The following is a 23,578-nucleotide window of genomic DNA, read 5'->3' as shown; positions in this document are numbered from 1 at the left end:
TGGTCCCGATCTTGAAAAGCCGCTATGACCTGCCCGTTCGTCCCCCGAGCCAACTCTGCAACAACCCCTGCGGCACTTCCTCCGATGTCAGGGCGAAGGACCTGTGATCCGCCCATTCACCGTTGATGTGCAGGTACCTTTGGCGGTAGCCCTCATCCCTGAATCCAAGCTTTTCCACCACCCGGAGGCTGGGACCGTTTTCAGGGCGGATATTGATTTCCATCCTGTGCAGGCCAAGTGTCCGGAAACAGTGGTCAGTGGCCATGGCCACCGCGGTGGGAGCGATTCCATGCCCTGCCCGACTCTTGTCCACCCAATAGCCAAGGGTGGCCATCATGGCCGAACCCCAGACGATCGATGACACCGTCAACTGGCCAACGATGCGCGGTTCCCGGAACCCGGGAGTCCATTCAGTGATGAGAAAGGGCAGTGCAGTGGATTGCCGGGCTTGCTCGTTAAGGGATGCCACCATCTGCCGGTAGCTGGGAAGGCGCCCACCCGGGGCAGGGTTGGACGCCTCCCAAGGCGCAAGCCATTCGCTGTTCCGCGAACGGACCTCGGACCATTCCCGCTTGTCGCGGTAACGGATGGGCCGGAGCACCAAGTCTCCGCTTTCCAGCGTCACCGGCCAGATCGCAGAGCCGTACACCGGAGTTACTTGGGGAGGGAAGCCGTGAAGTCCGGCAGCCACTCGCGAAGCTCGGGGCCCAGGTCCTCACGCTCGCAGGCCAGTTCGATGCAGGCCTTCAGATAGCTGAGTTTGTCGCCGGTATCGTAGCGGCGGCCACGGAATACCACGCCGTAAACGCCATAGCCTTCGCCTTCTCCGCGAGCCAGCACCTCAAGGGCATCGGTCAGCTGGATTTCACCGCCACGGCCCGGAGCCGTCTTCTCCAGGACATCGAATACGGCCGGGTGGAGGACATAACGGCCAATGACAGCGAGGTTGGAGGGAGCTTCGTCCGGGGACGGCTTCTCAACCAACTGCTTGATACGGACGTAGCCTTCTTCCCCGTTCTCTTCCACGTCAGCGCAACCGTAGGCGCTGATCTTGGATGGTTCCACCTCGATGAGGGCAACAACGGATCCGCCGGTCTTCTGCTGCACGGCGATCATTTCGCTGAGGAGGTCGTCCTTGGGATCGATGAGGTCATCGCCCAGGAGCACAGCGAAGGGTTCGTGGCCAACGTGCTGCTTCGCACGGAGCACAGCGTGGCCCAGGCCATTCGGATCACCTTGGCGGACGTAGTGGATGTCGCCGAGGTTCGTGGCCGACTGGATGGCCTCAAGCTTGGTGGTGTCGCCCTTTTCGGCGAGGGTTGCTTCGAGGGCCGGCACGCGGTCGAAGTGATCCTCCAAGGCGCGCTTGCTGCGGCCGGTGATCATCAGGACGTCGTGCAAGCCTACTTTCACGGCTTCTTCGACCACATACTGGATGGCTGGCTTGTCAACCACGGGCAGCATCTCCTTCGGCATCGCCTTGGTGGCGGGAAGGAATCGGGTGCCAAGACCCGCTGCGGGGATAACGGCCTTACGGACGGCATTGTTATGGTGGGTCACCGGACTAATGTAACGGACGGAACACGTCAAAAGGCAAACCCCCGCCGTGCCGGGGCCTACAAATCGCCAGCGTCCTGACTGGTGGACGGCAGTGTTGCCGCCGCCGGCAAAGGCTGAAGGAACGGAAAACATGGCAACAAAGGAAGAAATCCGGAGCACCCGGCGCCAACACCGGCGAGCCCTGGCTCCGGAACAGATTGCCGCCGCCGGCGCAGCGCTGGCGGGTCACGGAACAGCGTGGGCCAAGGAAATATCGGCCGGCGAACCCGGTACCTTCGCGGTGTATCTGGGGGTCGGATTCGAGCCGCCCACGCTTCCCCTTATCGAAGCCTTGCATAGGGACGGCCACCGCGTCCTGCTTCCCGTCTGCGAACCGGAGCGGCACCTCACGTGGGTCTACTGGACTCCCGATACACGGTTCGTTCGTTCTACTTACGCCCCCATCGATGAACCCGAGGGCGATCGGTTCGGCACGGAGGAGGCGGCGGCTGCCACCGGCATCTTCATGCCGGCGACGGCCGTGGACGGAGACGGCAACAGGATCGGCCAAGGCGGCGGCTACTACGACCGGTTCCTCCAGGGGCTTGAGGTACTGGGCAAGCGCCCCCGCACCATTGCAGTGACGTACGACGACGACGTGTTGCCTTCCGGCAGCATCCCCGCCGAGGAGTTCGACCAGCCGGTTTCCGAGATATTGACGCCGTCGGGAATTGTGCGGCTCTCAAGGTAGTTATGGGGAGTAGCTTCCCCGCAATCCGTAGTGAGTGCGGGAAAACCGGATGATAGAATTGGCACTCAGGCCCTGCGACTGCTAATGGGAGATGGTTTCCCGAGGCGTTACAGGACCTGAACTTTGTCCTGAAGGAGGAATTCAGTGCCCACATACGCATACGCCTGCAAAGACTGTGACCATGCCTTTGACATCGTCCAGTCCTTTTCGGACAGCTCCCTGACGGAGTGCCCGGAATGCAAGGGTTCCCTTCGCAAGAAGTTCAACAGCGTCGGCGTGGTTTTCAAGGGCTCGGGCTTCTACCGCACGGATTCCCGGGATACCAAGGGCAGCACGGTTTCCGCTGCACCCTCGGCCCCCGCTGCGCCTGCACCGGCAGCAACGCCCGCCCCCGCGGCGGCAGCCAGCTAGACCATAAACGACGAAGGTTTTCCACATAGGGTCTCCGGCCGCTGCTTTGCGGCCGGGTCCGGTGGTTAGCGTGGCGACATGCCACAGAAATTACCTTCATTCCGGCTCGGCCGCGCCAGCCGCACATCGTCCCGTAGTGCCTTCCTGCAGGGCAGGAGGTCGGGCAACGGGCGTCCACGCACAAACCTTGCATCACTTGTAGCCCGTCACCGTCGGCTGACCGTTGCTCTCCTGCTCTGCCTGGCTACGGGTATCGCAGTTCAACAACTCACGCCCGCCTCTGAACAGCGCATCAGTATTCTGGTGGCCGCCCGGGACCTCGCGGCGGGAAGCAGCCTTGCCGAATCGGATTTCGTCATGATGGGCGTCCCCCGCGACGTCGCAATTTCCGGGGCCCTCCACGATGCCTCCAGCCTTGCGGGGCGCCAGCTCGCCTCCCCCCTGGCCAAGGGCCAAATCCCCACGGAAACGGACCTCCTCGGCCCGGGCCTCCTCACCGGAGCTCCGGCAGGCTCCGCAGCCGTTCCGCTGCGGATGGCGGACCCGTCATCCATCCAGCTGTTATCTCCAGGGCAGCTGGTCACCGTTGTCCTGACCGGGACGGGGAGTTACGACGAGCAGCGCCCCAGCCATGTCCTTGCCGGTCCCCTGCCCGTGCTCTGGACGTCCATACAAGGGGGCAAAGCGGGCCAATGGTTGGGCACCACTGACACGGACGGGCTGGTGGTAGTATCCGCCAACCCCGAACAAGCAGAAAAGCTTGCCGGCGCATCAACGCAAGGCAAGCTTTTCTTTGTACTCGTCAATCCAAGCTGACGGCGGACCCGCATACATGATTGTCGATGCTGTCCGCTCCTGCGGCCGAGGAATCAGCCCCAGTGCGGAGGCTTTTGTTCCTTCAGCCATTGATCATGGTCATAACCCGACTCGTCGCCCCAACGCCGCGGATCGTCCTCGGAAGCCTTGTTGGGCAGTATCCCGGCTGAATCCGGCTTGGCCGCAGCTGGCTTTACTTCGGACGTTTCAGCTACACCTTCCACGGCTTCAGGGGCATCGCCCTGGCTGCGATTCGGGGCATCGTCCGTGGGTGCGGCCTTCGCTTCGCTGGGTTCTTCCTTGGCGTTTTCCTGCTTGTTCACCGCTGCTTCTTCCAAGTCTCCATGATCCGGTCGCGGGCCACCGAGCAGGGACCGGTCGAGAGCCGGGCGTCCGTACTGTTGGACATCGCGCACCTCCAATTGTTCTACGTCCATGTCAAGGAAGCCATGGTGGGGTGCCGCCGTGGCTTGCGGAACGTGGTTCTCCAAACCGAGGTAGGAACCAATCCGATCGGCGCAGGAAGACGGATCGGTAAACACCTCGATGGTCCACAGGGACATATAGCGCCAACCCATTCGCTCCAGCAGCTGGGGCCTGAGGCGGCTGCGTTCGCGCACGCTCATGCGGCGGTAGCGTTCGGTTCCATCCGATTCGATGGCAACGGGAGTCGGAATTTCCGCGCCCTCCCGCCCGATCGTGTGGACGGGATCGGCCGCCGCGGCAATATCGAGGACACCGTCATAAAGGTGCCAGACCCGGGCACCCCTGGCGCGAAGCCTCTCCCCAAGATCCGCCACGAGGGGATCCTCACCCAGGGCCTGTTCGCTGGCAACCGCGCGTGAGGCCGGAGTTCCAAGGTTGCTGTTTCCGGACAACTCCCTGTCCAGGAGTTCATAGAAGTCGACGGCTCCGTGGGAGAGGCGGTCCAGGTCGAGGTCTTCGGGCCGGAAGCAGCTCAGGACATGCATGGAGCGCCGGGCCCGCGTCATCGCCAGGGCAAAACGGTTCCTTCCGCCCTCCACCGACAACGGGCCAAATGAATGGAGTGCACGACCATGCGGCGTGCGGCCGTAGCCGAGGGAGAAAATGACGTGGTCCCTGACCAGCCCCTGGGCGCGTTCCAGGTCAACAACCCGGAAGGACTCCGGCCCGGCACCGAAGAACGCCGACAGCAACGGGTGGTTCGGCAACTGCAGCCTGATGGCCTCGCCGATACGGGCAGCGTGGCGCAGGCTGGCGGTCACCACTGCCAGGGAAGTGCGGGGCCGGAGCGTTGCGTGTTCGAAAACCAGGTCCACAACCCGGTTGACCTCCGCCGTCACGGACTCCACGCCCTCATGGTCGGCGCCCGGAAGTCCGGTCCCATCCGGGATGTACTCCACCAGGATGGAGCGGTCCAGCCCCGTCACGGAACTGCCGTCCGGGAGCCTGCGCAGGCCGCCGTCGTAGTAGTTCTTGCTGAGCTGCAGGATGAGGTCTTCGTCCACTGCCCGGTAGACCCAGTTCAACTGCCACGTCGGCAGGACCCTGGCCAAGGCCTTGAAGGCGCTGTCCACGGTCTCGTGGCTGGCCGTCCCCGCAACAGGAGGTTCAACCGCCACGCTGAAGGTCCGCGCATTGGCGATCTTGGCGTCACCGAAGGCGATCACCTGCCGTGCACGTGCAATCGCTGGAAGGACAGCCTGGAGCGATGTTGACTCGGCGTCGATGATCACGACGGCGTCGAACCTCTGTTCGGCAGGGAGGACACCCGTGAGGAGGTACGGACTGACGGACCACACGGGGACCAGCAGCGGAACGAGGTCCGGGGCCTGGGCGCTCAGTGCAGGCAGCGTGACGCGGCCGTCCTTGAGCAGGGCACGGAGCAATTCGGCTTGACGGGGATGCTCGACGATTGCCTGCCGCCAGTTTCCGGCCAGTTGCCAGCGCAAGCGGGCGGCCCCGCTGGCGATGTGCGCTTGGTCAGCGAGCCGGAACTCCGCCTCCAGCTTGCGGAGCGAGTCGCCGTCGGACATCGCGAGGTAGTCGTCCCCGCTGATCATGGCTTCAAGGGCGGACTGCCACCAGGCAAGGTCCAGCTCGGCTGCCACCGACTCGGCCGGCACCTCCCGTGCGGCAAGGTCCGCGAGCAGTTCGCCCAATCCGTGTTCGCGCATCTGTTCGATCAGCAGCGTGCGCTCGGGAAGCGTCTCGAGGGTCGCGGTATCTGCCACGAGCCGCTCAAGCCGCTCCATGAGATGCCCGTAGGGAGCTTCGTGAAGGTCGCCGCCGTCGGTCGTGTGCTTGAGGGCATCACCGAGCCGCCGCAGCTCCCCGTCCAACTCCCGGTACAAAGCACCGAGGTCGGCCAAGCCCGAAGGCACTGCGGGGTGTCGCTGCGTAGTGGCGTAGCCTGCCCACAAGGCGCGCTGCTCCTGGACCAGCACCAGTGAGCTGTGGAGATCGGCGATGTGGACGCCCGGACGGACGTATTCCTTGGCAACGCGCCTGAGCCTGGAGCGCTGCATGGACGGCATCTCGATGTTGCGCTCACGGCGCCAGGCGGAACTGGCTGTTGCGGAAATCAGGTCATGGACAGGCCGGTCAAAGATGTCCGGCGTGAACTTGTCCAGGCTTTCCCGGACGGCAATGAGCAACTCAAGCTGGGTGCCCCACTCCGTGAACGTCTCCCCCAGCCGGATCTCGGCGTGATCCGCCAACTGCTTCATGCGGTCGCGGAGGACGGGAAGTTTCTCTTCTGCCACCCGGGCGAGTTGCTGGGCTTCCTCGGTTTCCCTGCGGGTGACGAGCCTGGCACCGTACCAAGGGCTGGACGTGGAAGCCCTGCTGAAGCTGCCAAGTTCCGCAGCCCGGCGCAGGCGTCCGGCAAGTTCTTCGCGGTCCTTGATGTTATCCAGCACGCTGCGTTTCAGCCGCACCGTGGTGGAGGGCGCCGGATGGATGGAAGTGAGCTCGGCCAAGGACTGCATGGCCTGATACGGCGAGCATCCCCAACGCTCGCGGACGTTGTGGAGGGACGCAACGTGGTCAAGGAGGGCATGGCGGTGCCCGGTGAGCGTCTGGTGCAGGTTGCCCAGCTGCGGCTCCAAGGCCTTCTCATTACGCATGATGGCACGCACCAGCTGGCCCTTGAGCTGCTGTGGTGTGGTCCCGTTGCCCGGCTTGAACAGCATAGAGTCCAGGCCAAGGGACTCCAAGTGTGCGGACAGGCCCGCCAGGCTGGACTGGCGTTCGCCCACCACGAGGACAGACTTTCCCTCGGCCACCAGGGCACCGATGGTGTTGATGGCCGTTTGGGTCTGTCCGCTGCCGGGAGGCGTGCTCACAACCAGCGAATCTCCCGCGCGGACGGCGTCCACCACGTACTGCTGGTCAGTGTCGGCATCCAGGAGCAGGAGTTCGTCGGCCGGATCACGATCATCCAGGCTCGGGAAACGGCCGGCCTTGATAGGTTCCGGCTCAACATCACGGCCGTTGGCAGCCGCTGCGAGCGCGGCCACCGTGGGATTGTTCATGTTGATCCAGGGATCGTCGAGGTTGCCGGAAAGATCGGCGAGCGTGGTCACAAGGAGGTTGAATTCAACCTCGGCACCGTGGATGGGCTGGACGAGGGTGGCGAGCCTGTCCAGGACCGGCTGCGGGTCAAGCCGCGCCGTGTTGTAAGCCATGCGCGCAACGGCGTTGACGTCGAAGACAATACCGTGGACGGTCTTGAGGTGCCGCACCAATGCAGGGTTCATACGGGCCTGCTCGGTGAGCTGAAGTTCGAAGTCATCCTCGCCCGGGCGGACGGTGAGGGTGATGGAGGTCAGCATGACGGGCGCCGAGACCCGCTGTGGCTTGCCGCCCACGGCCGAGGTCCAGACCACGGTCCCGGCGGACAAGTACCCTGCCTCGATGCCGCGATCGTTGCCCAGTTCAAAAATCTTGGATCGGATGTTCCGCGCAGCGCGTGCCGCCACCATGTATTGCTGCCGGTCGCGGATGAGCGTGGACAACCGTGTCCGGCGGCCCGCGAGCAGCTGCGCGAGGCCCGAGGGATGGGCATTGCTCAGGTCAATGGCACCCTCTGGCGTCTTGACGAAACGCAGCATCGTGTCCGCACCGGTGACGGGCTTGAGTCCAGAGAGCCATTTCCGGAGCTCTTCGGAGCCCTCTTCGTGGCCTTGACCTACTGACACAACTTCTGCCTTCTTTTCTGTACTAGCTTTAGACGCCTTGGACCATACCGGCATACTTTCGAGGGTAGCGGGAATAGGCGCCTACCTTGCTCCGCAACACTGGGCAAGGCGAAATTCGCCGTCATTTCACAGCACACGGGCAATCGACCGCCCCTTCCGGCCAAACTGCAGCACCAAAGCACGAATGGCCGGCCTCCCAAAGGAGACCGGCCATTCAGAATGCTATTCCCACTCGATGGTTCCCGGGGGCTTGCTGGTCACGTCCAGCACCACGCGGTTCACGCCGTCCACCTCGTTGGTGATGCGGTTGGAAATCCGGGCCAGGAGATCGTAGGGCAGGCGGGACCAGTCAGCCGTCATGGCGTCCTCGGACGATACCGGGCGGAGCACGATCGGGTGGCCGTAAGTACGGCCGTCACCCTGAACGCCAACGCTGCGGACGTCCGCCAGCAGCACTACCGGCATCTGCCAAACGTCGTTGTCGAGACCGGCAGCGGTCAGTTCGGCACGGGCAATGGCGTCGGCCTTGCGGAGGAGGTCCAGGCGTTCCTTGGTAACCTCGCCCACGATGCGGATGCCCAGGCCCGGGCCCGGGAACGGCTGGCGGCCAACGATTTCCTGCGGCAGGCCGAGCTGCGCGCCTACGGCACGGACCTCGTCCTTGAACAGCGCACGCAGCGGTTCAACGAGTTCAAACTGCAGATCCTCGGGAAGGCCGCCTACGTTGTGGTGGCTCTTGATGTTCGCAGCTCCCTCGCCTCCGCCGGATTCGACGACGTCAGGGTAGAGGGTGCCCTGGACCAGGAACTTGATCTTCTCGCCCTCGGCAGCGGCCTGGGCGATGATGGCCCGCTCCGCCTCCTCGAAGGCGCGGATGAATTCCCGGCCGATGATCTTGCGCTTGGTCTCGGGATCGCTGACCCCGGCCAGTGCGGAGAGGAAGCGCTCCTGCTCGTTGGCAACGTAGAGGTTCACTCCGGTGGCGGCAACGAAGTCGCGCTCCACCTGCTCGGCTTCACCTTCGCGGAGAAGGCCGTGGTCCACGAACACACACGTCAGCTGGTCCCCCACGGCACGCTGTACAAGGGCTGCCGCGACGGCTGAATCGACGCCACCGGAAAGGCCGCAAATAACCTTGGAGTCACCGATCTGCTCGCGGATGCGCTCCACCTGCTCCTCCAGGATGTTCCCGGTGGTCCAGTTGGGGGTCAGGCCGGCGCCCTTGAACAGGAAGTTCTCGAGGACATGCTGGCCGAGGACTGAGTGCTTTACTTCAGGGTGCCACTGCACACCGTAAAGGCGCTTCTCATCATTGGCGAAAGCAGCCACGGGTGCACCCGCGGTGGTTGCCAGCACTTCGAAGCCCTCGGGTGCCTCATGGACGGAATCGCCGTGGCTCATCCAGGTGTTCTGGGACGCCGGGACACCGTCAAGGATGGAACGTGCGTCGCCAACAAGGAGAGCTTCCGTAGCGCCGTACTCCCGGAGGCCGGTCTGCGCCACCTTGCCGCCAAGGGCATTGGCCATGGCCTGGAATCCGTAGCAGATGCCGAAAACCGGGACGCCGGCCTCGAAGAGGTCGGCCTCCACGAACGGGGCGCCTTCAGCGTAGACGCTGGAAGGTCCGCCGGACAGGATGATGGCTGCCGGGTTCTTGGCCAGAAGCTGCTCGGTGGTGAAGGTGTGCGGAACGATTTCCGAATACACATTGGCTTCACGGACGCGGCGGGCAATCAGCTGCGCGTACTGGGCACCGTAGTCAACAACCAGCACCGGCTTCTGTGAAGTCTGGGGTGCGGTGGGAGTAGTCACCAAACAAGACTACTTTGCCGGGCCGCCCCGGCGCACACCGGAGACGGCCTTCAGGCCCTGATTCCGCGCCGGTCGTAAGGCATCTCACACAGGACTGCCCCAAACGGGAGCTCAGTAGCGCTTGGAAGCTTGCGGGTTGGCGGCCAGTTCGGCCTCCACCTGGGCGTGGAACTTCTTCTCAACGATGAACGACATCAGCGGAATGACTCCACCGAGCGCCAGGAGTACCAGCTTGGAGAACGGCCACCGCAGGAGCGACCAAAGGCGGAAGTTGGAGACGAGGTACACCACGTACATCCAGCCGTGCACGATCAGGACGGTGGTGGAGATGTTGAAGCCGCCGATCACACCCTTTGGCTCGGACTCGGCGAAACCGAAACCGAACGGCTGTCCCGTCACGGCGTTGGTGCCGCCGGCGTACAAGGAAACCCCGAAACCGTAACGTGCGATCAGCTCTGCGCACAGGAGCAGGAGCATGGCGCCGGTCAGGTATGCCATGACCTTGTAGAACTTCAATGCCGAACGGATTTGGGCTTCCGTTCCGCCGAACCGCCGTTTCTTGGGCTTGGATCCGGACTGTTCGGGCTGGATTGCCGGTTTGGGTTCAATCATGGCTGCACCTTTTGTTCTGGCTCACTGTTTTTTGGCTCAGTTGTTTGTTGATCCGGGGCGGCCTCGCCGCCCGACCCTTCATCGTCGTCGTACCCGTCGTCGCCTTCGAGGCCGCGGCGGTAGTCGTCGGCGACCATCCGCCACCAGATGTAGAGGGCGAATCCGGCGAAGACCACCCATTCCACGGAATAGAAGAGGTTCAGCCAGTTGATCTGCTGGGCAGGCGGCTGCGCCGGGATGTTCAGCGCCTTGACGGCGTCGTTCTGCGGCACGGGACCGGACGCGGTGACTTCCGAGGTAGCGGCGACAAAGCCTGGGTAGCTGGAAACGTTCCACTTGTTGATGAGTTCGGCGACCGCTACGGCGGAAGCGCGGCCTTGACCGGCGTCGACGTTTGGTACCGGGGCCTCAGACGGCAGCAGGCGGCCGGTCAGCGTGAGGGAGCCCGACGGCGGGGCGTCGGCCTGGGCTGGATCGGCAACCCAGCCGCGGGCTACCGGAATCCAGGTCCGGGGAGTCGCGGCAGCGCCCTTCAGTGTGGGAGCGTTGTCCACGGCGAAAGCCGAGACGATCCAATAACCCTTTTGGTTGTTGTAAAGCCTTCCCTCCACCAGGACCTGCTTGGCGGGATCGTAGCTTCCGCTGGCACTGACCATCTGGTCCTGGACCGATCCAGGGAAGAACTGGCCCGGCTTAAGGACGTCCACCAAGGGCTTGACTTCCTCGATGCTGGACGGCGCGGGTGGATCATGCTGCGTCGAACGGCTGAGCTGCCACTGGCTGAGCAGCACAAATACCCCGGAGAGCAGGAGCGCAAAGACCAATCCTGCGATCCAGCGGGGTTTCAACGCAGTTTTCAACACCCCTTAACCGTACTTCGTCCGGCTGTAGAACAACGAAACGGGCTAGTGGTCGAAGAACACCAGGCTCGAGTTGATGAGCTCGGCGATCACCTCGGGATCATTGGCGCGTCGCAAGGATTCGCGGAACGATTCCTTCGATAAGGACCGGGCCAGGGTGGCCAGCACTTCCAGATGGTCCGAGAAGGAGCTGGCCGGAGTGGCGATGAGCAGAATGACCGTCGCAGGACCGTCGCTGGCTCCGAAGTCCAGCGCATGGCCGAACTTGGTGATGCCCACCGCGATGGAAATCCTGTCAACGTACTCGCTGCGTGCATGCGGAAGGCCTATGCCGCCCGGCAGGCCAGTGGCCAGTTGGTGCTCACGCGAGTTGACCGTCTCAAGGAATCCATCCAGGTTGGAGATCCTCCCGGCCGCGTGCAGCCGTTTGGCCAATTGCGATGCGGCATCAGCCTTGTCCGTTGCCTCGAGCTCAAGGATGACCGTTTCGGGCGTGGTGAGTTCCGCGTCGTACCGGTCAAGTGGTTCTGCCAAGTCCTGTTCCCTCCAGTGTGGCCTTTCAGCCGCAGTTCCCCAGCCGGCTGCCGCGATAGCTCAGCGAAGGGGCATGATGTCGTCCACTCCCATGCGCGCGGCATCCGCTGACTCGTCGTCGGGCTGCTCCTGGCTGAGCCTTTCGGCCTTTACACGGGCGAGGTAGTGCTTGATTTCGCTTTCGCGTTGGGCATCGCTCCAGCCAAGGATTTCTCCCATCAGCTTAGCCACTACCGGCACGGCAGACACACCCCGGTCCCACGCTTCGATCGAAATTCGGGTCCTGCGCGTCAAAACGTCGTGAACATGACGCGCACCCTCGTGCGTCGTCGCGTACACAACCTCCGCTGCGAGGTAGTCATCCGCCCCCGGCAGCGGTTCTGCCAGTTCCGGTTGCGCGGCGATGAGGTCCAGGACTTCCGATGCCATGGATCCGTAGCGGTTGAGCAGGTGTTCGACCCTTGCCACGTGCACGCCGGCTTCCTCTGCCGAACGGGCGCGCCGGTTCCAGGCCGCTTTGAAGCCTTCTGCGCCGAGGAGCGGGATGGTGTCCGTGCAACTGGAGGGAACGCGTTCGTCCATGGCACGGGTTGCTTCATCCACGGCGTCCTTGGCCATGACCCGGTACGTGGTGTACTTGCCGCCTGCCACCACCACGAGTCCGGGAACCGGATGGGCCACAACGTGCTCGCGGGACAACTTTGCAGTGGAGTCGTTGTCCCCGGCCAGGAGCGGCCGGAGACCTGCGTAGACGCCTTCAACATCTTCACGCGTCAGTGGCCGCTTCAGCACACGGTTGACGTGTTCCAGGACGTAGTCGATGTCCTTGCTGGAAGCCGCCGGATGGGCCTTGTCCAGCTTCCAGTCGGTATCGGTGGTGCCGATGATCCAGTGGCGGCCCCACGGGATGACGAACAGCACCGACTTCTCCGTGCGGAGGATCAGGCCAACCGTGGACTGGAACCGGTCACGCGGGACCACCAGGTGGATGCCCTTGGAGGCCCTGACCTTGAGCTGCCCGCGATCAGTGACCATGGCCTGGGTCTCGTCGGTCCAGACGCCGGTGGCATTGACCACCTGCTTGGCCCGTACGTCAAAGACGCTTCCATCCTCCTGGTTTTCCAGCCTGGCGCCCACCACGCGTTCCCCCTCACGGAGGAAGTCCACAACGCGCACCCGGTTGGCTGCGTGGGCACCGTAATGGGCGGCAGTCCGGACCACGTTGACCACCAGCCGGGCATCGTCCACCTGGGCGTCGTAATAGCGGATGGAACCCACGAAGGCGTCATCCTTCAGGCTCGGCGCGGCACGCAGTGTGCCCCGCTTGCTGAGATGCTTGTGCATGGGTACGCCGCGGCTATGGCCGGAGGTAATGCCCAGCGTGTCGTACAGCATGATTCCGGCGCCGACGTATGGGCGCTCCCATACCCTCCGGGTCAGCGGGTACAGGAAGGGCACGGGCCGGACCAGGTGCGGGGCGATGGTCTGGATCAGGAGTCCCCGTTCCTGGAGGGCTTCCTGTACCAGGGAGAAATCGAGCATTTCGAGGTAGCGCAACCCACCGTGGATGAGCTTGGACGAGCGCGACGACGTACCGGAGGCCCAGTCGCGCGCCTCAACGATGCCGACAGTAAGTCCGCGCGTCACCGCATCCAGCGCCGCCCCGGCGCCCACGACGCCGCCACCGACTATGAGGATGTCCAGTTCCTTACCGGGCTCGGCTGTGGCTTTCAAGGCTTCAATCGACGCGGCCCGCGACTCCGGGCTCAGTGCACCGGGCGAACTAACCTGGGGGCCGCCTGCGGCATTGCTCATCGGACTCCTCCTCAAACGCAACAGCTGGTAGTCCCACTACCCTACTTGCTGCCCGGCGTCGTGGGCAGTGCCGGAACGGCAAGGTACGTCACTCAAAAACAAAACCCCCGCAAGGGCCGGATTGATCCGGACCTTGCGGGGGCCTGCCGATGCTGAGGCGCTAGTTGCCGGCGTAGGGCGAGACCACGACGTCCACGCGTTGGAACTCCTTGAGGTCGGAGTAACCCGTGGTGGCCATCGAACGGCGCAGCGCGCCGATGAGGTTGGACGTGCCGTCCGTGTGGTGGCCCGGCCCGAAGAGGACTTCCTCCAACGGACCGACGGTACCGACGTTCACGCGGTCACCACGCGGTGACTCGAGGTGGTGTGCCTCGGGACCCCAATGCCAGCCGCGGCCCGGTGCTTCTTCTGCGCGTGCCAAGGCACTGCCCAGCATGACGGCGTCCGCACCCATGGCGATGGCTTTGACGATATCGCCGGAGCTGCCCATGCCGCCGTCGGCAATGACGTGGACGTAGCGTCCGCCTGACTCGTCCATGTAGTCGCGTCGGGCCGCCGCGACGTCGGAGATCGCCGAAGCCATGGGCGAGTGGATGCCCAGCGCGCGGCGCGTGGTGGTGGTGGCACCCCCGCCGAATCCAACCAGGACGCCGGCAGCGCCGGTCCGCATCAGGTGGAGTGCAGGCGTATAACCGGCGGCGCCGCCCACGATCACGGGGACGTCGAGTTCGTAGATGAACTGCTTGAGGTTGAGCGGCTCGTGGTTCTTGGAGACGTGTTCGGCCGAGACGGTGGTTCCACGGATCACGAAGATATCGACGCCGGCAGCCACCACGGTCTTGTAGTGCTCCTGGGTGCGCTGCGGGGTGAGCGAGCCTGCGACGGTGACACCGGCGGCACGGATCTCGGCCAGGCGGGAGCTGATCAGTTCCGGTTGGACCGGGGCCTGGTACAGGTCCTGCATGCGGCGCGTAACGGCCGGGCTCGCGGTTTCATCGGCCAGGCCGGCGATCTCGTCAAGGACCTTCTGCGGGTTCTCGTAACGGGTCCAAAGACCTTCGAGATCCAGCACGCCAAGACCGCCGAGGCGGCCGAGCGCGATGGCCGTCTCGGGTGACATCACGGAGTCCATGGGTGCGCCGATGACGGGCGTGTCGAACTTGTAGGCGTCGATCTGCCAAGAGACAGAGACGTCCTTCGGGTCACGCGTCCGGCGATTCGGAACGATCGCAATGTCGTCCAGGGAGTAGGCACGACGCCCACGCTTGCCACGGCCAATCTCAATCTCATAAGTCACGGCTCTTACTTTACTGGACCCCTCCCGGAACCCCCGACCCGGCGAAGAAAGTGAACACTTCACAAAGCCTGCGGAACGGGCTATTTCCACACAGAGAGGGGTGCCCATGGCAGAGTCCTGGATGTGTCCGATAGCCTTCAAAAAGGCACACGCACACCAAACAAGGGGGACCAATGGCGCCTGGATTCTACGGAGCCGATATTCAACACCGCCCCCTGGACTACTGGCTTTCACCGGAGCTCTCCGCCATCACTCCGGCCAATGCGCGCTCCCGCCTGCGCGAAATCGCCGACGCCCGGGGAGCCTATATGGGTGCGTGGGCGGCCGGAATCGGGGTGGGCGCGGCCCTAGTCCTTCTGGGCGTAGTCCTGGCCGCTCGGCTCGGCACGTTCGTATTGCTTCCTGCCCTAGGCCTTCCCGGCGCGGCCCTCGCCGTATTGTGCGGATTCTCCTTCGTGCGGGTGCGGGACCGGCTGCCTCAAACAAGCCGGGCCCTGGTCAATCGCGGGCCCGGGAGCTTAAGGGGTGCGCTTTCCTTCGCCGGCTTCATCGTGCTCGCCTTCCTGGGAGTGTTCGCCTTCACCGCCAAACCATCCACGTGGCAGGATTCTGCCGCGCTGCTGACGCTGGGGTTGGTACTGGCGTTCCTGGTCTGCCTCCTGCTGGTTGGCATCATCATTCCCGCCACCATCATGGGCCGTTCGCGGGAATCCCTTCGACGCAAGGCTGCAACTGATCCCCGCTTCCGGGCGCTGCTGGAACAGGACCTCGCCACGTGGCGTGATCCCTACGGCAACGCAGGATACGGCCCGCTCTAACCCTCAGGGGCCGCCCCGCTGGTCTCATCCACTGAGAGCTGGGACTCGAACATCCTGAAGTACCTTCCACGCAGGGCTACCAGTTCTTTGTGGGTGCCCTGCTCGGCGATCCGGCCGTCCTCAAGCATGTACACGACGTCGGCCTTTTCGATAGTCGCCAAGCGGTGGCTGATGGCGATGATGGTGCTGCTCCTGTCCGCAAACAGGCGGGTGAAGATCCTGTGTTCCGCCAACGCATCGATGGCGGAAGTGGGCTCGTCCATGACCATGAATGAGGCGTCCCGGTAAAAGTTCCTTGCCATTGCCAATCTCTGCCACTGTCCGCCGGACAAGCCGCTGCCTTTGCGTCCCCGCGGATCTTCCATCCAGTTGCTGACGTGGTTCTCCAAGCCGTTGGGCAGCTTGTTGATGAAGTCCATGGCCTCCGCGTCGGCCGCAGCCCTCCTGATACGGACATCGTCACGCGGTTCTGCCACATCGCCCAGGTAGATGTTCTCCGCGGCAGTGGCGAACTCGTATTTGAGGAACTCCTGGCTGAGGACCGCCAGATGCCGGTGCCAGCTGGTCACATCAACAGAGGCGAGGTCGACGCCGTCGAGCACTACTGTGCCGGAGTCCGGCCTGTAGAGGCCCGCCAGGATGCGGATCAGGGTCGACTTCCCGGCGCCGTTTTCCCCGACGATCGCGATGTGTTGGCCAGCTTTGATGGTCAATGAGATGCCTTTGATCACCTCGATATCACTGCCTGTGTAACTGAAATGGATATCCCGCATTTCCACGGTCTTGGGCGGCTCGGCGAGGGGTGGCTCATGACCGGTGGGTACTGGAAGGGCCATGAACAGTTCGTAGTCCTTGAGGTTGGCGAGGTCCTCGTCGATCGAGCTGAGCGAGGAAACGAGGTTGTTGGCGGTGGACAACGCGCGGCTCACGATCTGCTGGACATACAGGAACTGCCCCACCGGCTGGGCGTGGGCGATGATTTGCCCCACCACCCAGATGAGCGAGACCACCTCCGCGCCGTACTGCAGCGCGTCGGCCGCCAACTGTTTGGGGATGTACCGTTTCTGGAAATCCAGGCGCCTGCGCTCGTCCGCGTCGCGTAGCCGGGAGCGGAGGTCCATGAGGTAGTCCACGATTCCGTAGAGCCGCATTTCCGCGATGTGCTGCGGGCGCAGGAGGTTCTGCTCGATCATCCTGCGCTGCCGCCGGGAATCAACCTGCGTGTTCCAGTGGGCGATCTGCTCGCGGGAGAGTTTGAACTGCAAGTACACGCTCGGCACGATCGCAACCAGCACGATCACAGCGATCCACCAGCTGACCAGCAACAACGCACCAATGGCCAGGATGACGGAAACGAGCTGCGTGAAGATCGCCGCTATCCGGTCAAGGACCCTCGCGTAGGAATCGGAGAAGCGTTTGGCGCGGTCGTAGAGATCTACGGTTTCTTTGTCGTCATAGCGCCAGAACTCGAGTGCCAGGAACCTTTGGTACATGAGGTCCCCCACGATCGCCCCGACGCGAAAGCTCATCAGTTGCTGGATGTAGCGGTCCACGCTGCTGAATCCGCCCCAGAACAAGCCCAGCGCGGCGGTGATGATGACATACAGGACGGCACGCGGACCGGCCGCCGGATCCCCCGCGTAACCAGCAGCCAGCGCAGTGGTGGTGAGGGCGGCGAAGTAAGTGGTGACCAGCGGCAGGGTGGCCGAGATCAACGAACCGGCCACCTTCATAATCACCGCGGCCGGTGATGCTTTGAAGCTCACCTTCAGGACCTGCCCGACGGCGCGGGCGTACGGGCGGAGGGCAAGCTTCCGGGGCGGCACTTTGGTCACCCGGACGGATTCCGGATGCGTCGGCCCTGGTGGCAGTTCTGACATGTGCCCAGCCTATGCCTGCCCCCTGACGGCAGGAGCCACTCATACAGCAGGGCAGGTGCCCAACGAAAAAGTCCCCGTGGAAACCACGGGGACTTTTCGATGGAGACGGCTTTCTACTACCGGGAGTAGTTGGGCGCCTCGACGGTCATCTGGATATCGTGCGGGTGCGATTCCTTCAGGCCGGCAGCAGTGATGCGGACGAACTTGCCGCGTGCCTTGAGCTCGGGGATCGTCGGGGCGCCGGTGTAGAACATGGTCTGGCGCAGGCCGCCAACCAGCTGGTAGGCCACCGATGCCAGCGGTCCGCGGTAGGCAACACGGCCTTCGATGCCTTCGGGGATGAGCTTGTCATCGCCGGAAACGTCAGCCTGGAAGTAACGGTCCTTGGAGTAGGACGTGTTCTTGCCGCGGGACTGCATGGCACCGAGGGAACCCATGCCGCGGTAGCTCTTGAACTGCTTTCCGTTGACGAAGATGAGGTCGCCCGGGGACTCCTCGCAGCCTGCAAGCAAGGAGCCGAGCATCACGGTATCGGCGCCGGCCACGAGGGCCTTGCCGATGTCGCCCGAGTACTGCAGCCCGCCGTCGGCAATGAGCGGAACGCCGGCCGGGATGGCAGCCTTGGCGGACTCGTAGATTGCGGTGATCTGCGGGACGCCCACACCGGCCACCACGCGGGTGGTGCAGATGGAGCCCGGACCAACACCGACTTTGATGCCGTCCGCTCCGGCGTCGATCAGTGCCTGTGCACCTTCGCGGGTTGCGGCCTGGCCGCCGATGATGTCCACGTGTGCTGCCACGGGATCGGACTTGAGGCGTGCGATCATGTCCAGCACACCCTGCGAGTGGCCGTTGGCGGTGTCCACGAACAGCGCGTCCACACCGGCGTCGATGAGCTTCATGGCGCGTTCCCAACCGTCGCCGAAGAAACCGATGGCAGCACCAACGCGGAGGCGGCCCTCGTCGTCCTTGGTGGCCAGCGGGTACTGCTCGGCCTTGGTGAAGTCCTTGGTGGTGATGAGGCCTTTGAGCCGGCCCTGGTCATCAACCAGCGGGAGCTTCTCGATCTTGTTGGTGGCCAGCTTGTGGGAGGCTTCCTCACGGCTGATGCCTACGTGGCCGGTGACCAGCGGCATCTTGGTCATGGCATCGCTGACGCGGCGCGTGGGGAACTCGGATTCCGGGATGAAACGGGTATCGCGGTTGGTGACGATGCCCAGGAGCCGGCCCTCGGGGTCCACCACGGGGAGGCCGGAGACGCGGTAGCGGGAACACAGCTCGTCGAGCTCCTGGAGCGTGGCTTCGGGGTTGATGGTCACCGGGTTGGTGATCATGCCCGATTCGCTGCGCTTCACCCGGTCAACGTGCTCGGCCTGGTCGTCGATGGAAAGGTTGCGGTGGACCACGCCAAGGCCACCCTGCCGCGCCATGGCGATGGCCATGCGGGACTCGGTGACGGTGTCCATGGCGGCGGACAACAAAGGCGTCTGCACGGTGATGCGCTTCGAAATCCGGGAGGACGTGTCAGCCTCCGAGGGAATTACGTTGGTGTGACCGGGAAGCAGCAGGACGTCGTCGTAGGTCAGGCCAACAAAGCCAAAGGGATCGTGTTCGGGCTGGGTCATGAGTGCGCCTCTTACCTTGGTGTGGGGACTGGAACTGGTAGGGGTTGCAACTGATGACCAGCCCGTCATTACGGGACTGGCCTGTGCAGAAGTGTTGGATAAATACTAGAACCTCTGCGCCCGTCGCCATATTCCGCGGCCACCGAGTGTGAGCAACAGCACTGGCGGCAGGCCGTCGTCGTGCTTCTCCTGATACGCAAGCGGCAGGTGGGGCTAGCTCGCCGACCAGCCCGTCGCTGCCAGCAACCGTTCCTCGAACATGGGAATCATGCTTTGTACGTAGGTCTTGGTGAGGTGGTTGTCGTCCTTATAGACATAGACGTTGCCCACCACGGCCGGACAGGTTCCCTGCTCGCAAATGAAGTCGCTCATGTCCATGAGGTAGAGGCGATCCACCTTGCCGGCGTAGTCATCCAGGGGCGAGGACGCAGCCAGGGATTCCTCCAGCGGCGGGTTGCAGTCCGGTGAGTCCGGTCCCTTCTTCTGCACGCACTCAGGCATGTTGATGGCAAACCGTGGGTTGTCGCGGACTCCCACCACTTCAATGCCTGCATCCGTGAACGGCTTGATGCCCTCCAGGTAGCCCGGGACTTCGGTCTCGAACGGTGCCGTGACGTGAGTCAGGGACGCCACCGTAAACACAGCATCCGGCTTATGCTCCATGACGTAGGCGGCGCTGGCCTTGTTGAAGGCGTTGCACTCCTCGTCCCTCTCGGGAGATTCCGCACCGAACCGGCAGCTGCCCTTCAGGAGGGTGACCACTTCCCAGCCATGCGCCTTGGCAATGGGGCCGAGCGCCGCCATGTACTGCTGCGCGTGCGAGTCGCCCAGGACCACAATCCTTTTGGTGACCACATCCGGTTCGTCGTTCTGCAGGCAACCCTGCAGCAAGGGATCGGACGGCACGTTGTCGCCGGTGCACAACCCATCGATGTCCGCCCACTCATCCTTCATGGCAGCCGGCGCCGGAATGATCTTGGCATCAGGGGTGGGCTGGCCCGCTTTTTCCGGTGCCAGCGCTGCGGCTCCGGGAGTAAGCTCCATGGGCTGGTCGGCGATCGCGGCGCCCTCGGCGGAGATGGCTCCCTGCCAGGCGGTCACGGGCAGCGCCAGCAGCGCGCCGCAGCAGGCAATGACGACGGCGGCCCGCCAGGACCGCACGTTGGGCCACTCCCAGCGGCGCAGGGGGCGCTCAACCCAGCGCGTGGTGGCAATGGCCAGGACCATGGACACAGCCATGATGGCCAGCCCCTGGAGCAGGTTTGGAGCCGTGGTCTCCGTGACCAGGAGGAAGAACACCAGTACCGGCCAATGCCACAGGTACAAGGCATAGGAGTTATCGCCGACCAGGACCAAGGGCTTGGCGGCAAGCAACCTGTCCGCGCCAAAACGGCTCCCGCTTTGCCCTGCCACGATCACTGCGGCTGCGGCCAGGGTGGGCCAGAGCGCGACGAATCCCGGGAAGGAGCGGTCTACGGTGAGGATGAGCCCGCAAGACAGCATGGCCGCAAGACCTGCCCAGCCGAGGAACACCCGGAGCCTGCGTCCGGGTTTCAGGTACGGCAGCGACAACGCCAGCAAGGAACCCAGCGCAAACTCCCAGAGGCGCGTGCGGGTATCGAAGTAGGCGTACTCCTGGTTGTGCGCCGTCTGGTCTACCGAGTAAACCAGCGAAACCGCGAAGACCAGGCCGAAGGCCATGAACAGCAACTGCCTGTGGGCGACGGCCTTGCTGTTGCGGAACAGTTTGGCAAGGTATGGCTGCAGGATCGCGATCACGGCGAATACCAGCGGCCAAAGGATGAAGACCTGCCCTTGGACGGACAGGGACCAGAAGTGCTGCAGCGGGCTCGCTCCGGAGTGGTCCTGCGCGTAGTAATCAACGGCAGATTTGGCAAGTTGCCAGTTCTGCCGGTACAACAGGGACGCCCAGGCCTCGGCGAGCACGTCCGGCCAGCGGCTTTGCGGGACAAACGCCCAGGTGGCCGTCAGGACCGCCAGCAAAACCACGACGACGGCGGGCAGCAACCGCTTGAAGACGTGCAGCCAGTGCCGCAGCAGCAGGAGGGGCTTTCCCGCCTCCAACTTGCGCGTGAAGGACAGCGTCAGCAGGAACGCGGAAATGAGCAGGAAGACGTCAACACCGCCGGAGACCCTGCCGAGCCAGATGTGGTACGCGGCCACCATCAGCACGGCCAAGGCACGCAAGCCCTGGACCTCCGGACGGAAGGTGCGTTCCGGCGTCGTGCCTTGCTTCGTGGAAGGCGCGGTCAAGGTGCCCGCGTTGTTGGCGGCGGTCATCGTGCCCACCCCGTCGCGGCAAACCACCTCTCGTCGAACATGTCACCCATGCTGGCAACATACGTCTTGGACAAGTGGTTATCGTCGAGGTACACGAAGACGTTGCCGATCACGCTCGGACAGGTAATGCCGTCGCACAGAAGATCTGTCATATCCATGAAGGCAACGTTCCCGAACGTGCCTTGGACGGCCGCGAACGGGCTTTCGGCGGCCACCACATCAGGCTCGTCCGACTTGCAGTCGGCGCTGTCGACGCCTTTGGCCAAGGCGCATTCAGTCACGTTGTAGTCGTACCGGGGGTTGTCCCGAATCGCGACCACCTGGATGCCGAGGTCGTTGAAGTTGGTCACCGTCTGGTCGAAGCCATAGACGAGTTTCTCGTCCGGCGACGACGGTGACGCCATGGAACCCACCATGAAGACGGCATCCGGAGTATGGGAAGCCACGTACTTGAAAGCCGCCGCGTTGAAATCGTTGCACTGGCTGTCAGCATCGCCGTTGTGAGGCATGAAGTGGCATCCGCCAAGCAGGAGGGCCGTGACCTTCCAGTGCTCTGCTTCGGCCAGCGGGCCAAGGGCGGCGAGCCACTGCTGGGAGTGCGAATCGCCGAGCACCACGATGCTCTTAGTGGCGTCGTCGCCAACTTCGTTCTGGGTACAGTTCTCGGCCAGTAGATTGTCGTCCGGTTTGCTTGCGCCCTCGCACGAGGCGCCCAGATGGGCCCAGTCCTCGGGAAGTTGTTCAGCGGTGGGCAGGGTCTTGGCGCCTTCGCTGACCTGGTCAACATAGCCCGGAAGCAAGGCGTGGGCACCGGGATTGTCATTGAAGGCCTGCGTCTCGGCAGCCTTCTGGTCCAGGTACTGCTTGTACTGGAACCCCAGCAGCGGCGCACATGCAACGGCGAGGCACGCCACGATGGAAACGGCTGCACGCCATTTCTTCATTTCCGGCCACTGCCATTCACGGAACGGCTTTTCCACGAACTTGGTGGTCAGGAATGCCAGAGCCAGGGCCAAAGCCACGATGGCGGTGCCCGAAAGCCAGCCGGCGTGCTCCTTGCCGCTCCACGCCAGTGCGATCACCAGGATGGGCCAGTGCCAAAGGTAAAGAGCATAGGAGTTGTCCCCCAGCTTGACCAGGAATTTGGAGCTGAGGATTCGGTCCACGCCAAAGCGGCTGCCCGTTTGTCCGGCCACAATGACGAACACGGCAGCGAGGGTTGGCCACAACGCTACGAAGCCGGGGAAGGCGGTCTGCACCTGCAGTACGATCCCGCAACTGAGCATGGCGAGGACTCCGACCCAACCCATCACCACACGCACCGGCTTGGAGAAGTCCAGCGCCGGAAGGATCAGCGCCACCAAGGTACCCAAGGCAAATTCCCACAACCTGGCGAAGGTGTCGAAGTAGGCCACGGCCTGGTTGTTGGCCGTAAAGATGATCGAGTAGGTCAGGGAAGCGACAAAAATAATCGCGAAGATGTAGGCCAAAGACGCCCGGTAGCGCAGGTTGTACTTCCTGCAGACCACTGCCATGGTGGCAAAAATGACCGGCCACAGAATGAAGATCTGGCCCTGGATGGAGAGGGACCAGAAGTGCTGCACGGGGCTCGCCAGGCTGTGGTCCGTTGCGTAGTAGTTGACGGCGAGTGTCTGCAGCAGCCAGTTCTCGAAGTAGAAAAGGGATGCCCAGGCCTGGTTTACGACGTCCACCCAACGGGTAGGTGGCAGGAAGACGAATGTAGCTGCGAGAGTGCTGAGGATGACTACCACAACGGCCGGGAGCAGCCTCCGGAACAGGTGCAGCCAGTGCTTGACCAGATCCATGGAACGCCGCTGTTTATAGCGTCCGGTGAACTGCAGGGTCATCAGGAATGCGGAGATGAGCAGGAAGACATCCACTCCCCCTGAGACCCGCCCGATCCAGATGTGGTAGCTGACCACCATGAGGACTGCGAGCGAGCGGAGGCCTTGGATTTCAGGGCGGAACTTGGACTTTGCAACGGGACCTGCGGCCCGCCTGTTGGGACGGGCGGGCTGTTGGATCGTTGGTGCAGTCACGTTAGGCGATTCCTCAAAGGCTCTTTCACAAAGGTTCCATCATATGCGTTTTAGCGCATGTGTCCCAGTCAAGGGGGCTGGATGGACCCCGTCCGGCAGGTCAATTAGCCCACCTCTCGCTATGGATCAGCACAGTCCAAGCTGTGTGCCGGCTGTGCCCCTTCCGGAAGAATGCGGGCCTGACACGGGGAAACGATACTAAGTGGCCTTAGCCGGGGGCCAGTCATGCCGGATGTGACGCATTCCATGGTCACATTGCCGGC

Annotated in this window: 17 protein-coding genes; 4 read left to right on the top strand and 13 right to left on the bottom strand. The window is 63.5% G+C overall.

All coding sequences use genetic code 11. The features are described 5' to 3' along the window. Nucleotides 1–22 precede the first annotated feature (22 nt). Both ACIPY2_RS00945 and galU read right to left on the bottom strand, forming a co-directional pair. Nucleotides 23–649 (bottom strand): GNAT family N-acetyltransferase, encoded by a 627-nt coding sequence (locus tag ACIPY2_RS00945; protein WP_400264524.1) that lies wholly within the window; start codon nucleotides 647–649, stop codon nucleotides 23–25. A 5-nt stretch (nucleotides 650–654) separates the two neighbouring features. Then, nucleotides 655–1,560, bottom strand: a complete 906-nt coding sequence (gene galU, locus ACIPY2_RS00940) for a UTP--glucose-1-phosphate uridylyltransferase GalU (RefSeq protein ID WP_400264523.1) — start codon at nucleotides 1,558–1,560, stop codon at nucleotides 655–657. A gap of 130 nt (nucleotides 1,561–1,690) precedes the next feature. Here galU and ACIPY2_RS00935 point away from each other — a divergent pair, with 130 nt between their 5' ends. The 3 genes from ACIPY2_RS00935 to ACIPY2_RS00925 all read left to right on the top strand — a co-directional run bounded on the left by ACIPY2_RS00935 (nucleotide 1,691) and on the right by ACIPY2_RS00925 (nucleotide 3,517). Beyond that, a complete protein-coding gene (locus tag ACIPY2_RS00935; RefSeq protein WP_400264522.1) occupies nucleotides 1,691–2,290 on the top strand; it encodes a 5-formyltetrahydrofolate cyclo-ligase in 600 nt (199 codons plus the stop codon). A 144-nt stretch (nucleotides 2,291–2,434) separates the two neighbouring features. Continuing rightward, a complete protein-coding gene (locus ACIPY2_RS00930; protein ID WP_400264521.1) occupies nucleotides 2,435–2,701 on the top strand; it encodes an FmdB family zinc ribbon protein in 267 nt (88 codons plus the stop codon). Between the two features lie 78 nt (nucleotides 2,702–2,779). Next, nucleotides 2,780–3,517, top strand: coding sequence for a Flp pilus assembly protein CpaB (locus tag ACIPY2_RS00925; RefSeq protein WP_400264520.1), 738 nt, complete (start codon nucleotides 2,780–2,782; stop codon nucleotides 3,515–3,517). A gap of 53 nt (nucleotides 3,518–3,570) precedes the next feature. Here ACIPY2_RS00925 and ACIPY2_RS00920 read toward each other — a convergent pair whose 3' ends face one another. The 7 genes from ACIPY2_RS00920 to ACIPY2_RS00890 form a co-directional block, all read right to left on the bottom strand. Next, a complete protein-coding gene (locus ACIPY2_RS00920) occupies nucleotides 3,571–7,755 on the bottom strand; it encodes a DUF4011 domain-containing protein (protein ID WP_400264519.1) in 4,185 nt (1,394 codons plus the stop codon). Nucleotides 7,756–7,923: 168 nt separating this feature from the next. Then, nucleotides 7,924–9,513 (bottom strand): glutamine-hydrolyzing GMP synthase, encoded by a 1,590-nt coding sequence (gene guaA, locus ACIPY2_RS00915; protein WP_400264518.1) that lies wholly within the window; start codon nucleotides 9,511–9,513, stop codon nucleotides 7,924–7,926. 111 nt (nucleotides 9,514–9,624) lie between these two features. Beyond that, nucleotides 9,625–10,125 (bottom strand): DUF3817 domain-containing protein, encoded by a 501-nt coding sequence (locus ACIPY2_RS00910; RefSeq protein ID WP_400264517.1) that lies wholly within the window; start codon nucleotides 10,123–10,125, stop codon nucleotides 9,625–9,627. After that, complete coding sequence (locus tag ACIPY2_RS00905) at nucleotides 10,122–10,988, bottom strand: SURF1 family protein (RefSeq protein ID WP_400264516.1); 867 nt, start codon at nucleotides 10,986–10,988, stop codon at nucleotides 10,122–10,124. Before ACIPY2_RS00905 ends, ACIPY2_RS00910 begins: the two co-directional genes overlap by 4 nt. Before the next feature lie 42 nt (nucleotides 10,989–11,030). After that, a complete protein-coding gene (locus ACIPY2_RS00900) occupies nucleotides 11,031–11,519 on the bottom strand; it encodes a PTS sugar transporter subunit IIA (protein ID WP_400264515.1) in 489 nt (162 codons plus the stop codon). Nucleotides 11,520–11,579: 60 nt separating this feature from the next. Next, the gene (locus ACIPY2_RS00895) at nucleotides 11,580–13,334 is read right to left on the bottom strand and encodes a glycerol-3-phosphate dehydrogenase/oxidase (RefSeq protein WP_400264514.1); all 1,755 of its coding nucleotides are present in this window, start codon (nucleotides 13,332–13,334) and stop codon (nucleotides 11,580–11,582) included. 160 nt (nucleotides 13,335–13,494) lie between these two features. Continuing rightward, nucleotides 13,495–14,631: a GuaB3 family IMP dehydrogenase-related protein gene (locus ACIPY2_RS00890; protein WP_400264513.1), complete on the bottom strand. Its 1,137-nt coding sequence runs from the start codon at nucleotides 14,629–14,631 to the stop codon at nucleotides 13,495–13,497. A gap of 173 nt (nucleotides 14,632–14,804) precedes the next feature. On the opposite strand from ACIPY2_RS00890, the gene ACIPY2_RS00885 reads away from it, so the two are divergent. Beyond that, a complete protein-coding gene (locus ACIPY2_RS00885) occupies nucleotides 14,805–15,449 on the top strand; it encodes a hypothetical protein (RefSeq protein WP_400264512.1) in 645 nt (214 codons plus the stop codon). Here ACIPY2_RS00885 and ACIPY2_RS00880 read toward each other — a convergent pair. From ACIPY2_RS00880 to ACIPY2_RS00865, 4 genes are all read right to left on the bottom strand, one after another. Next, nucleotides 15,446–17,329 carry an ABC transporter ATP-binding protein gene (locus ACIPY2_RS00880; RefSeq protein ID WP_400264511.1) on the bottom strand — a complete coding sequence of 628 codons (1,884 nt, stop codon included), beginning with the start codon at nucleotides 17,327–17,329 and terminating at the stop codon, nucleotides 15,446–15,448. The two genes, ACIPY2_RS00885 and ACIPY2_RS00880, sit on opposite strands and share 4 nt — an antisense overlap. A gap of 116 nt (nucleotides 17,330–17,445) precedes the next feature. Continuing rightward, nucleotides 17,446–18,954, bottom strand: coding sequence for an IMP dehydrogenase (guaB, locus tag ACIPY2_RS00875; protein ID WP_347108021.1), 1,509 nt, complete (start codon nucleotides 18,952–18,954; stop codon nucleotides 17,446–17,448). A gap of 213 nt (nucleotides 18,955–19,167) precedes the next feature. Next, on the bottom strand, nucleotides 19,168–21,255 hold the full coding sequence (locus ACIPY2_RS00870) for an acyltransferase family protein (protein WP_400264510.1): 2,088 nt from the start codon (nucleotides 21,253–21,255) through the stop codon (nucleotides 19,168–19,170). Next, nucleotides 21,252–23,315 (bottom strand): acyltransferase family protein, encoded by a 2,064-nt coding sequence (locus ACIPY2_RS00865; protein WP_400264509.1) that lies wholly within the window; start codon nucleotides 23,313–23,315, stop codon nucleotides 21,252–21,254. Before ACIPY2_RS00865 ends, ACIPY2_RS00870 begins: the two co-directional genes overlap by 4 nt. Between the last annotated feature and the right edge of the window lie 263 nt (nucleotides 23,316–23,578).

It is taken from the genome of Paenarthrobacter sp. NPDC089675 (assembly GCF_044749185.1).
Classification (GTDB): domain Bacteria; phylum Actinomycetota; class Actinomycetes; order Actinomycetales; family Micrococcaceae; genus Arthrobacter.
Note: the sequence above shows the minus strand (reverse complement) of the source record. Positions and strands in the feature narration are given on the sequence as shown.